Source organism: Exiguobacterium sp. s57, assembly GCF_018617685.1.
Lineage (GTDB): Bacteria > Bacillota > Bacilli > Exiguobacteriales > Exiguobacteriaceae > Exiguobacterium > Exiguobacterium marinum.
Genome location: NZ_JACSKR010000010.1, coordinates 1 through 12,386, shown reverse-complemented (window position 1 = coordinate 12,386; position 12,386 = coordinate 1). Strand labels below are relative to the sequence as shown.

Annotated in this window: 8 protein-coding genes, 2 tRNA genes and 1 other annotated feature; of the genes, 3 read left to right on the top strand and 7 right to left on the bottom strand. The window is 47.8% G+C overall.

The features are described from left to right. The 6 genes from KNO98_RS14480 to pdxS form a co-directional block, all read right to left on the bottom strand. Positions 1-86 (bottom strand) — tRNA-Ser (locus tag KNO98_RS14480). Between the two features lie 37 nt (positions 87-123). Further along, a tRNA-Ser gene (locus KNO98_RS14475) sits at positions 124-214 on the bottom strand. A 138-nt stretch (positions 215-352) separates the two neighbouring features. Then, positions 353-1,636 (bottom strand): serine--tRNA ligase, encoded by a 1,284-nt coding sequence (gene serS / locus KNO98_RS14470; protein ID WP_214701510.1) that lies wholly within the window; start codon positions 1,634-1,636, stop codon positions 353-355. A gap of 51 nt (positions 1,637-1,687) precedes the next feature. Next, positions 1,688-1,896, bottom strand: a binding site (T-box leader). 18 nt (positions 1,897-1,914) lie between these two features. After that, positions 1,915-3,162, bottom strand: coding sequence for a D-alanyl-D-alanine carboxypeptidase family protein (locus KNO98_RS14465; protein ID WP_214701509.1), 1,248 nt, complete (start codon positions 3,160-3,162; stop codon positions 1,915-1,917). Positions 3,163-3,247: 85 nt separating this feature from the next. Then, positions 3,248-3,826, bottom strand: coding sequence for a pyridoxal 5'-phosphate synthase glutaminase subunit PdxT (pdxT, locus tag KNO98_RS14460; RefSeq protein WP_214701508.1), 579 nt, complete (start codon positions 3,824-3,826; stop codon positions 3,248-3,250). 1 nt (position 3,827) lies between these two features. Beyond that, positions 3,828-4,718, bottom strand: coding sequence for a pyridoxal 5'-phosphate synthase lyase subunit PdxS (gene pdxS / locus KNO98_RS14455; protein WP_214701507.1), 891 nt, complete (start codon positions 4,716-4,718; stop codon positions 3,828-3,830). Positions 4,719-5,005: 287 nt separating this feature from the next. Between pdxS and pdxR the strand changes: the two genes are divergently transcribed. The 3 genes from pdxR (at position 5,006) to KNO98_RS14440 (ending at position 10,589) form a co-directional block, all read left to right on the top strand. Beyond that, positions 5,006-6,409, top strand: coding sequence for a MocR-like pyridoxine biosynthesis transcription factor PdxR (gene pdxR / locus KNO98_RS14450; protein ID WP_214701506.1), 1,404 nt, complete (start codon positions 5,006-5,008; stop codon positions 6,407-6,409). Then, positions 6,406-7,026 (top strand): class A sortase, encoded by a 621-nt coding sequence (locus KNO98_RS14445; RefSeq protein WP_214701504.1) that lies wholly within the window; start codon positions 6,406-6,408, stop codon positions 7,024-7,026. The genes pdxR and KNO98_RS14445 overlap by 4 nt, the downstream gene beginning before the upstream one ends. Positions 7,027-7,166: 140 nt before the next feature. Beyond that, complete coding sequence (locus KNO98_RS14440; RefSeq protein ID WP_214701502.1) at positions 7,167-10,589, top strand: alpha-amylase family glycosyl hydrolase; 3,423 nt, start codon at positions 7,167-7,169, stop codon at positions 10,587-10,589. 40 nt (positions 10,590-10,629) lie between these two features. Here the strand turns inward: KNO98_RS14440 and guaB are convergent, their stop codons facing one another. Then, positions 10,630-12,093: an IMP dehydrogenase gene (gene guaB, locus KNO98_RS14435; protein ID WP_026824748.1), complete on the bottom strand. Its 1,464-nt coding sequence runs from the start codon at positions 12,091-12,093 to the stop codon at positions 10,630-10,632. Between the last annotated feature and the right edge of the window lie 293 nt (positions 12,094-12,386).

Genomic DNA, 12,386 nt, shown 5'->3' with positions numbered 1-12,386 from the left:
GAGGTGGTGGGATTCGAACCCACGCAGGCTATTACACCCCTGACGGTTTTCAAGACCGTTCCCTTAAACCACTTGGGTACACCTCCAAAAGATATGAAATTGTCTGAGCCTCCAAAAAGAAAATGGAGGAGGTGGTGGGATTCGAACCCACGCAGGCTATTACACCCCTGACGGTTTTCAAGACCGTTCCCTTAAACCACTTGGGTACACCTCCAAAGCTCATATACAATTCGCAAGCAACAGTGTCGCTCGACATGATTTATAGTACCAACTGAAGAGACAGATGTCAAACCCTTTTGTGAAAAAACATTAAAAAAAATAAGCAGCCTCAAAATCGAGGCTGCTCTGCTATTTAGTTCGGCATTTCGATCTTTTCTTTCCCACCCATGTAAGGACGAAGGACTTTCGGAATCACGACCGAACCATCCGCTTGTTGATAGTTTTCTAGAATCGCTGCGACCGTCCGACCGACCGCCAATCCTGAACCGTTCAATGTATGCACGAACTCAGGTTTCGCGTTGATATCACGACGGAAACGAATGCCTGCCCGACGTGCTTGGAAATCTTCAAAGTTTGAACAAGAAGAGATTTCACGATAGACTCCTTGCGCCGGCATCCATACTTCAATATCGTATTTCTTCGCGGCAGTAAATCCGAGGTCCGCTGTACACATGCTGAGCACTTGATACGGAAGTTCGAGACGCTTCAATACTTCTTCGGCATGCCCTGTCAACAACTCCAATTGCTCATAAGATTCTTCCGGTTTTACGAAACGGACGAGCTCGACTTTGTTGAATTGATGCTGACGAATCAACCCGCGTGTGTCACGTCCCGCTGAACCGGCTTCAGAACGAAAGTTAGCGCTATATGCTGTATACGCGATTGGAAGTTGCGTTTCCGGGAGAATTTCTTCACGGTGCATGTTCGTGACCGGTACTTCAGCTGTTGGAACGAGGAAGTAGTTCGTATCCGCTACTTTGAACGCATCTTCTTCAAATTTAGGAAGTTGACCGGTCCCCGTCATCGCATCCCGATTGACCATGTATGGTGGCAATATTTCAGCGTATCCATGCTCATCTGAATGAAGATCCATCATAAAGTTGATGAGAGCACGTTCTAAACGAGCGCCTAATCCTTTATAGAAAACGAAACGGCTTCCCGTTACTTTTCCGGCCCGTTCGACATCGACGATTTGAAGGTCTTCCATCACATCCCAATGTTGCTTTGGCTCGAAATCAAAATCAGGCTTCGTTCCGATTTCACGAATCGTCACGTTATCGTCCTCGGTCTCGCCGATTGGGGTTGATTCGTGCGGGATGTTCGGAATGCTGAGTAAAATCAAGTTAAGTTCTGCCTCAACTTCTCGTAACTCTTCGTCTAACAGTTTGATTTCATCCCCGAGGCGACGTGTCTCTAAGATTGGACCTTCAGCATCTTGTTTGTTTCGCTTCAATTCAGCAATTTGTTTTGTCGCTTCATTGCGCTTCGCTTTCTTCACTTCGACTTCGTTGATCAAATCACGGCGCTTCTCCTCTAACTGTGGGAAGCGGTCAAGGGCACTCAAGTCTTCACCTCGATGAGCTAATTTTTCTTTAATTCCTTCAAAATCCTGTCGCAAACGTTTAATGTCTAACATTATTGTTCCTCCTTTTTCATATAAAAAAGGTGGCACGCCCCTTTCCCGTAGGAAAGGGACGAACCACCTTGGATCCGCGTTGCCACCCTCGTTGCCCAAATACCTGAGCCACTCGATGCACGTAACGTGTGCAAACGTGACTTGTTTCCAAGTCAATGCTCCGAGGTCGATTCGGTTACGCCATCCCACTAGTTTGCACCAACCACTAGCTCTCTGTCAGTAGACGTACGTAACGTACTTATTCTCATCATCGCATCTGTCATTGAATTAATCTTACTTTACAACATCTCCACTTGTTCGACAAGACTGATTTTTCCAAGTGCGAGCCGGATTTGGTCGAGGAAATCTAAAAAGGCTCGCGTCATTCGCGTCAAGAACGAAGCGGTATCAATCGACTCCGCCGTAACAAGCGTCATCTTTGGAGGGGTCTCCCCTTCCAAATAACGTACATGCTCCGAAGAATCAATGGTGACCATTCCTGCTTGTGTATCGGGCTTGATCGGAGCCTTTAAATCCAACAGATCGTATTTCGGCTCCGGAACTGGCTTGCCTTTTTCGACCAGCACTTCAAAGTCATTCGTCGTCCGGATTGCTACTTGTTCCGTCTCGCCTTGAGAGACCGTTGCTGTTTTGGGGATGACTTCACCCGTCCTTAAAATCGGGGTCATGACAAAATCCGTATACGCATAGTCATGTAACGCTTTCGTCGCGGCGTACCGTCCATCATCAGATGTCGCACCAAGAACAATCGAAAGAACGGTACGCCCATCACGTGTGGAGACGCCAACAAAACAGTACCCTGCCTCGTTCGTCGTCCCCGTCTTAAAGCCGAGCATCCCCGGATAAGCCAGGTCACGGTCAGCGAGCATTCGGTTTGTCGCGTCAAACCGAATGCCGTCGACATCCACGTATGCCCGCTTCGTCACGTCGAGTACTTCCGGATACGTCGTCAAATACGCAATCGCGAGCTTCATCAAATCCTTGGCGGACGTCAAATTGTCTCCTGGTAGACCTGCGGATTCTGAATCAAGTCCTGAGGCATTCGCGAACGTCGTTTGAGTCATACCCAATTCATCAGCCCGGCGATTCATCTCTTTGACGAACGCCTCCTCAGAACCAGATACGGCTTCCCCGAGCGTTACGGCTGCTTCGTTCGCTGAACGAATCAACGCGGCATCGTATAACTCTTTGACGGTATATGGTTTATTTAATAGTGGGATTCGTGCCAACCCCGGCTTTCTCGTCAAAGCCAAAGCAGCATCGCTCGGTATGATTTCTTGTTTCCAACTGAGCTCCCCTGCTTCAATCGCCTCACGCGTCAAAAATGCTGTCATCAGCTTCGTGATTGAGGCCGGCTGAAGCATCGAATCTTCTTGTTTAGCAAATAGAACTTGTCCTGTTGTCACGTCAACAAGCATCGCGCTTGCCGCATCCACTTTCGGTGCGGTCGCAGAGGCAGCCGAGGGCAAGATGGTCTGCACGACGAATATGACCGTGAACAATATCATGAAATAACGGGCTTTCACATCGTTTCCCCTTTCTGTACGCTTCTTTTTTCAGTGTAACAAAAAATAAGTTTGAAGGACCTCTTTTTTGTGAGGTCTCTCAAACTTATACGTGTTGGGTCTGATTCGCTTTGACCATCTCGATAAAATAGCGATGTAACGATAAGTCATCCGTTAATTCTGGATGAAAAGAACAGGCAAGATACTGTTTGTAACGAACCGCTACAATCGCTTCCTCGACTTCAGCGAGCACATCCACTTCCGGTTCGACCCGTTCCACTTGAGGGGCACGGATAAAGACCGCTTCAACCGGATCTTCGATTCCTTTCACAGGAAGATCGACTTCGAAACTGTCGACCTGACGTCCAAACGCATTGCGTTTCACCGTCATCGGAATTTTCTTTAAGTGCGCATCATATCCTTCGACTTCGTTTGCGAGAAGAATCATGCCGGCACACGTGCCGAACATCGGTAACGTCTCCATCTCTCGAAGTGGTTCGAGCAGCCCGTAACGGTCGAGCAATCGTCGCATCGCCGTACTCTCTCCCCCTGGTAATACGAGTCCATCAATCGCTTGCAAATCTTCTACCGAGCGGACTACTACGGTTTGGGCGCCGAGCGTTTCGAGCATGCGAACATGCTCACGAATCGCGCCTTGCATCCCTAATACGCCAATCGTCACCATCTTACCAGCCTCTTGGTGCCATAAGTTCTTCTTCTTTGAGCGTGCGGACGTCGAGTCCTTTCATCGCTTCACCTAGTCCTTTTGACAAGTGTGCGATTCGCTCATAGTCGTCATGGTATGTCGTCGCTTCTACGATGGCGCGTGCGAATTTTTCTGGGTTCTCCGCTTTGAAGATACCTGATCCGACGAAGACCCCGTCTGCTCCGAGATGCATCATCAATGCCGCATCCGCTGGTGTCGCGATTCCACCCGCCGCAAAGTTAACGACTGGGAGACGACCCGCTTCACGGATTTGCATCAATACTTCAAACGGTGCACCGAGGTCGCGTGCCTCTGTCATGACTTCATCCACGCTCATCGACAAGAGACGCTTCACTTGCGCTTGTACTGTACGCATGTGACGAACCGCTTCGACGATGTTTCCTGTTCCGGGCTCCCCTTTTGTACGAATCATCGCCGCACCTTCGCCGATGCGACGGGCTGCTTCACCGAGGTCGCGTGCTCCACATACGAACGGTGCCGTATAGTCGCGCTTGTACAAGTGGAACTCTTCGTCGGCTGGTGTCAACACTTCGCTCTCGTCAATGAAGTCGACTCCCATCGATTCGAGGACACGTGCTTCAGCGATGTGCCCGATCCGGCATTTCGCCATAACCGGAACTGACACTGCGCCCATGACGTCTTCAATGATTGTTGGATCGGCCATACGGGCAACGCCACGCATTTTACGGATGTCCGATGGTACGCGTTCTAGTGCCATGACAGCCACAGCACCTGCAGCTTCAGCGATCTTCGCCTGTTCGGCGTTGATGACGTCCATGATGACGCCACCTTTTTGCATTTCTGCCATCCCGCGTTTTACTTTATTTGTCCCTACTTGTCTCTTTTCCATTGAAATCCCTCCATTGATTCGTGTTCTACTTGCTAGTATAAGTTGAATTGACTATATTGAAAGTGTCAGTTTCTTATTTTTTAAAGTGGTCAGTTCAAATAAAGGACTCTATTTTATTTATCACGAACCTGTTGAAGTATGGAGGAGGGATATGTATGTCAAACCGGGATCCGTTCGATGGAGGTCATCGTGCATTATTTGGTACATCTGGGATCGTCTCGTTCTTAATCACCCTTGGCTTTATGCTTTACTTCTTGTTCGGTTCATAAAGAAAGGAACGTCACACTATGGATATGCTCACCTTTTCGCTTGATCAAGAATCGTCCATCCCTCTTTACGAACAATTGTATAAACACATTCGGGACGCTATCGTGGACGATACGTTAAAGACAGGTACCAAATTACCTTCGAAACGTAAGCTCTCGCAATTTTTAGATGTGTCGCAGACAACGGTTGAGTTTGCATATGCCCAGTTACTCGCCGAAGGATACATCGAATCCATTCCTCGAAAAGGATTTTACGTATTACCGCAAGAGGAACTGTATGTCCGGCGGTCGAGTAGCACGATCACCCCGATCCCACCTCAGAAGATGTATACGTACGATGTCTCACCAAGTCAAATCGATACGACCGCCTTTCCATTCGAGCGTTGGAAACGACATGTCAAGCACGTCGTCGATGAAATACATCATGAGTTACTCGCCTTAGGACCAGTTCAAGGAGATCTCGAATTAAGACAAGAGATTGCGACCTATCTCTATCATTCACGAGGGGTCCAGTGCTCACCTGAACAAATTATCGTCGGTTCCGGAACGGAGCAACTGTTGCCACAACTGTTGGATCTATTACCTGAGTCGTCAATTTTCGGGATTGAAGATCCCGGTTATCCGCTCACTCGTCTCTTATTCGAACAACAAGGACGTACTTCAATCCCGATTCCGATAGATGAGAGCGGGGTTTGCGTGCACGAGCTCGAGCGTCAGGCAATCGATGCGTTATACGTGACCCCAGCCCATCAATTTCCGACAGGGACCGTCCTGTCTGTCAGTCGAAGGCAGCGCTTGTTAAACTGGGCGCTCGTTCATCAAACGTATATCATTGAAGACGATTACGATAGTGAATTCCGCTACAGTGGTAAGCCTATACCGTCTCTTCAAAGTATGGACCCGAACGAACGGGTTATTTACATCAGTACGTTTTCGAAATCGCTCATGCCCTCCCTTCGAATCGGCTACATGGTATTACCAACAACCCTTTTGAACCGTTACCGAGAGAGGCATCATTATTTCACCTGTAGCGTCCCTAGGTTCGAACAACATACGTTGTCCCTCTTCATGTCGAGCGGTGATTTTGAGAAACATTTGAATCGGATGCGAAAAATATACCGCCGCAAACTAGAGATTGTCCTCGCCTCCTTCCGCCCATTCGAACCGATTGTCACCGTGACCGGAGCGAGTGCCGGATTGCACGTCGTACTGACTGTGGCTACCGACCGGACAGAACAAGAGCTGAAGCAGTCTGCAGAATCTTCCGGAATCGCAATCAAATCGATGAGCGATTACCGCATCATACATCCGGACGAACAAAAACAGCTTCTATTCGGCTTTGCGCATTTGTCCGAATCAAGCTTACCGGATGTGATCGATCAATTAATGTATGCATGGAAAGTTTCGAAAGGAGGGACGTCATGAAGCGCTGGCTTCGATGGGTCATCGGAATATGCTTGATCGGTAGCGGAATTTTCTTTTTGACAAGTTCCGTTTGGAAAGATGTCATCGCCGATTCAACGAGTGAATATGTGATAGAACATATGGAACTACAAGACGAGGATGAATTTAACCCAAGTTATGATTTCAAATCCGTCACGCCGCTTTCATTGAAAGACGTCTTACAGGCGCGCAATCGATTTCATCATTTACCAACAATCGGTGTCATTTCAATTCCGGATGTTTCTTTGAAACTTCCAATCATTAAAGGATTGGATGACGAGAGTCTGGCTGTAGGCGCCGGTACGATGCATCCTGACCAGCAGATGGGCAAAGGGAACTATGCGCTCGCCGGTCACTATTTACAGCATTCGACCGCTCTATTCGGTCCCCTCCATGAAATCGAAATCGGGGCGACGATTTATCTTCAAGATGATATGCGAACGTACGAATACGTGGTCACTTCCCTTGAAACCGTCTCTCCTGAACGAGTCGATGTATTAGATGACACCTCAACCCCAACCATCACGTTAATCACGTGTACGTTTGATACGACAGAGCGCCTCATTGTAAAGGGAGAGCTCGTCACCACTTCCTCATGACCGTTTCTCCTCAATAAATAGGAGAAGCGGTTTATTGTTTTTCCAAAAACATATTGTTAGCGCTTTCAAATTCCGCTAAACTATTTTTGAAAACGTTTGCACAAAATAGTGCAAATCTATTTGACAGGAAGAGGTGCCTCATGAAGAAAAAAACTGCTCGTCAGGCTTCAACACTCATACTATCCGGTGCATTGCTCGTCCAAGCCGGCGTTCCGATGAACGCTTTGGCCGAACCGACGACTATGACAATCGATGGAACGAAGGCAGACTGGGCCTCCGTTACACCCCTTGCAACTTCCCCGGCCACGGGTTGGGAAGGTTTTGATATCGGCGACCTATACATACAAAACGACGCTCAACACCTTTATTTTTATGTGGATGCGAACAATGTCCCAAACTGGGGAGATAACGGACAATATATTAATATCGCCCTTCAAGTGAACGATGAAGACTCTGGGGTTTCTTCGAATCCACTTGGATATCCTTTCGATTTTAAAGGAGTCGACAAGGCACCTCAGTATCATATTCTCGTTCGTATTGATGGGGACGAGAACGTAAAAGAAGCCGCCCTCTATGAAGTCGGACAGGAGACGCCACTCTTACAATTGAATCAATTGAACGGAGCCGCCTTCGCAGTCGATCGGACGAAAGGGTTTGAAGGAAAGGTCCCTCTCTCACTACTTGGGCTAAACAATGGAGACCGAGTCCGTGCCCTGACTATATTGAGCGGGAACAACGCAGGTGAACATGGAGCGTTTGATACGATTCCAAGCAACGCGGCCAATCAACTATCCGACAGTTGGAACGTCGCCGCTAGCCCATCGACACAATCAGTTTATAGTGCTCCGTTCACGTTAAGCGGGGTGGAGACAATCGACCAGCTTGAAGTCGCTTCCGTGACCCCTGCTTCTTCAGCAACTGATATCGATGTATCTACTCCAATCACATGGACCTTCAATGAACCGGTCCGTCTTGATGCTGAAGCAGTTTCCCTACGGCAAGGTGAGACGCATGTCCCGGTTGACGTGACAATCAACGGTACGACTGTGACACTTCAACCGAAAGAGTCACTCGCTCTCAACACTTCATATACGGCTACCATTTCAGCGGGGGATTTGACCGGTACGATTTCGAACACGACGCTCCCTGCATTGACGACTACGTTCAAGACGGCATCAAAACTCGCAGACCCGTGGGAAACGACTCGCTATATCGAGATGAAGTATGTCCGTGCGGATGGAGACTATACAAATTGGAACTTGTGGACGTGGAGCACTGGCAAGAAAGATGGACAAGTGGATCCGTATCGCATCACGGAGGACGGAGCAATCTTCCGAATCCCGGTCGGTCAGGACGCCACTAAAGTCGGGTTTGTGATCCGAAAAGGAACGGATTGGGCTGTGAAGGACACTTACGGAGAGGACAGATACGTCACGCTTGGAGAAGACCGTGTCACGAAAGTGAATGTCGAAAGTGGCAAAGGTGTCTTCCATCAAGTTCCGACAATCAACGGTCCAATGTACGGTACAGACGGAATCAGTTTCTTCTATCGTGACGTAGCACTCTATGAATCCGGAAAAATGAGTGAAATCGAGAAGGTCGCACTAAAAATCAATGGTGAAACCTATCCGATGACGTATGAGTCTGACAACGAATGGTTCCGTCACACAGTACGTTTGCCTGAAGGCGTTCATGACTACACGTATCTCGTCACAAAAGATGGGGTGACGACCGAAGTGAAAGATCCGTATTTCGAGGCATCTCAAATCGAATATCGTCAACCGACCGTTAAGCTCACTTCTTCGGTTAGCCCGAAAGCAATCAGTTCCCGTGAAAATGCCGTCTTACAGGTAAAACCAACCTTGCCGAAAGGTGTAGCACTTCGAGAGCTATACATCGATGCACGCCCACTCGGAGGTCCTGAAAAGTTACATATTGACCGTGCGCTCAATGCCCAAACAATTGCGGTAAAGGATACCGTCAAACCAGGCAACAAAACACTTTCTGTCACAGCGATCGATCAATACGGAAATGTCCATCGCTCGAAGACCACCATCCGTGTCGTTCCGAAATCGATGAAAGAGAAGCAAGCATTTGATTGGGATGAGGCCCGTATCTACTTCATGCTGACCGACCGTTTCCACAACGGCGATTTGTCCAATGACAACCCGAACCGTGAATTCTACGATCAGGACCACCTCGAGTCTTATCACGGAGGTGATTTCGCAGGTGTCACGAAAAAACTCGATTATTTGGATGACCTAGGTATCAATACAATCTGGATTACACCGATTGTGGATAACATCGATTGGGATTTACGCTATGGAAAAGACGGGTCTCAATATGGCTATCACGGTTACTGGGCGAAAAACTTTGAAAAACTCGATGAACATCTCGGAGATATGGCCGCATTCCACAAATTGATTGACGAGGCACATAAACGCGGCATTAAAATCATGGTTGATGTCGTCTTGAACCATCCGGGTTACGGCATGGAACCCGGTGCAAATTCATCCGTCACGAATTTCCCGACGGATACGGAACGTCAAGTGTTCGATGGCATGATTCGTGAGAATCCCGTCGACGGGGATGACCTCAAGATGTCCTTGTCCGGCCTTCCTGATTTCAAGACAGAAGAAGCCGCCGTCCGAGAGCAGTTGGTTAAATGGCAGACCGATTGGATTAAACGTTCGAAAACGAAAAGAGGAAACACGATCGATTACTTCCGTGTCGATACAGTCAAACATGTGGATTCAACGACGTGGAAGTCATTCAAAAATGAACTAACGACAGTCAAACCGGATTTCAAACTCATCGGAGAGCATTATGGAGCAAGTATCAACAATACGGGTGGTTATTTGAGAAGTGGTCAAATGGACTCCTTGCTCGATTTTGACTTTAAATATCAGGCCGAGCAATTCGTGAACGGTAACATTGAGGATGTAGAAAGTGCACTTCAATACCGAAATAAACAACTATCGAATGAAGCGACTCTTGGACAATTCTTAAGCAGCCATGATGAAGATGGATTCCTCGTCTCACGCGCAGGTGGGGATACAGGAAAACAAATGGTCGCTGCAGCGCTTCAAATCACGGCCAAAGGTCAGCCCGTCATCTATTACGGAGAAGAGGTTGGCCAATCCGGGACACATGCGGGCGATATGGACAAAGGTGAATTTAACGAGAATCGTTATGATTTCGATTGGTCCCGTGTCAAAGGTGAAGGTAAAACGATGCATACGCATTACCAAAAACTATTGAATATCCGTGCAGACTATTCACACGTATTCAGTAAAGGAACACGTTCATCTGTCGCTGTGAGTGCTGCTTCTGGTTATTCAGTGTTTGAACGGAGCTATGGTAAACAATCCGTTCTTGTCGGATTGAACACGAAAGAGAAAGCGCAAACCGTTTCATTTAAGACGTCGTATAAGGCGAAGACTGTATTGATTGACCGTTATAGCGGCAAATCATATACCGTTCAAAAGGATGGGAAGGTGACCATCTCTCTTCCTGCTCAAGATCAGGGAGGTACCGTGATTTTAGTCGCGAAACATAAATAAAATACCGCCATCCTGAGTGTACAGGATGGCGGCTTTTATATTAGCGTGAGTAGTTTGGTGCTTCTTTTGTGATGTTGACATCATGCGGATGGCTCTCCTGGAGTCCAGCACCTGTCATACGAATGAATTGTGTGTCTTCACGAAGGGCACGAATGTCGGCAGCGCCGCAATACCCCATACCTGAACGAAGACCACCAATCAATTGATAGACCGTGTCGGCAAGTTCACCGCGATACGCCACGCGACCTTCGATTCCTTCTGGCACGAACTTTTTATCGGCTTCTTGGAAATAACGATCTTGGCTTCCACGTTTCATCGATGCTTCCGACCCCATACCACGGTAAGTCTTGAACTGACGACCTTGGTAGATTTCCATCTCTCCTGGGCTCTCTTTCACACCCGCAAGCAAGCTTCCGAGCATGACTGCGTTTGCTCCTGCGGCGATCGCTTTCACGATATCACCTGAGTACTTGATTCCACCATCAGCGATGACTGAGACACCGTGCTCTTTCGCTTCCATGACACAATCGTATACAGCTGTGATTTGTGGAACGCCGACACCTGCGACGACACGTGTCGTACAGATTGAACCTGGTCCAATCCCAACTTTAATGACGGATGCCCCTGCTTCAATCAATGCACGCGTTGCTTCAGCAGTAGCCACGTTTCCTGCGATGATCGGAAGTGATGGGAACATGTCGCGGATCTCTCGAACTTTTTCAAGAACACCAGCGGAATGTCCGTGTGCTGTATCGATGACCAATGCATCCACACCCGCTTCAACCAATACTTGAGCGCGTGACACTGCATCTTTTGTGACACCGATTGCTGCTGCGACGAGAAGACGACCTTGCTTATCTTTTGCTGCGTTCGGGAACTGTTCGACTTTCTCGATGTCTTTTGTCGTAATGAGACCTTTCAATACACCGTTCTCATCGACGAGTGGAAGCTTCTCGATGCGATGTTGATGAAGAATGCGTTCTGCCTCTTCAAGTGACGTACCAACTTTTGCTGTGATGAGATTTTCCGTCGTCATGACATCTTTGATGACTGTCGAATAATCTTTGATAAAGCGAAGATCACGATTCGTCAAGATACCAATCAGTTTACGCTCCTCTTCTGAGTTCACAATCGGTACACCAGAGATACGATACTTACTCATCAAGTATTCCGCATCGTATACTTGATGGTCTGGAGTTAAATAGAACGGGTTCGTGATGACACCATTTTCTGAGCGTTTGACACGATCGACGTGCTCAGCTTGCATTTCCATCGACATGTTCTTGTGAATGACACCTAAACCGCCTTGACGGGCCATAGCGATTGCCATCGGAGCTTCGGTGACTGTATCCATGCCGGCACTGATGAGCGGAATATTCAATTCCAGTCCTTCACAGAGCTTCGTGCTTAAATCTACGTCACGCGGTAAAACACTTGAAAACCTCGGTACGAGTAATACATCATCAAACGTTAAACCTTCTTTTGCAAACTTGTTTTCCCACATAAAAATTGATGGCCCCTTTCTCGTCCTATCCAAATCTTCATTTCGAAATATTTCTGTAATGGTAACAGGTATAATGCGAAAGTGCAATTCAATTCCCGATGTTCAGAAAGTTCAGAATTGTGTTCATTACGATATGAATCATAAAAATTGTTCGGAATTTCATGAGAAAAGGCTCTATTTGATGGAGTTCGATTTCAAAATAGGCATAAAAAAGACGACCGAGCGTTATGCTCGGTCGTCCTCTGCGTTGTTGCCTGGCAACGTCCTATCCTCACAGGGGGAGATCCCCCAAC

Coding starts and splice junctions, on each gene's coding strand:
- pdxS (WP_214701507.1), bottom strand. CDS start 4,718: ATGGAAAAGAGACAAGTAGGGACAAATAAAGTAAAACGCGGGATGGCA.
- pdxR (WP_214701506.1), top strand. CDS start 5,006: ATGGATATGCTCACCTTTTCGCTTGATCAAGAATCGTCCATCCCTCTT.
- serS (WP_214701510.1), bottom strand. CDS start 1,636: ATGTTAGACATTAAACGTTTGCGACAGGATTTTGAAGGAATTAAAGAA.
- KNO98_RS14440 (WP_214701502.1), top strand. CDS start 7,167: ATGAAGAAAAAAACTGCTCGTCAGGCTTCAACACTCATACTATCCGGT.
- pdxT (WP_214701508.1), bottom strand. CDS start 3,826: ATGGTGACGATTGGCGTATTAGGGATGCAAGGCGCGATTCGTGAGCAT.
- guaB (WP_026824748.1), bottom strand. CDS start 12,093: ATGTGGGAAAACAAGTTTGCAAAAGAAGGTTTAACGTTTGATGATGTA.
- KNO98_RS14445 (WP_214701504.1), top strand. CDS start 6,406: ATGAAGCGCTGGCTTCGATGGGTCATCGGAATATGCTTGATCGGTAGC.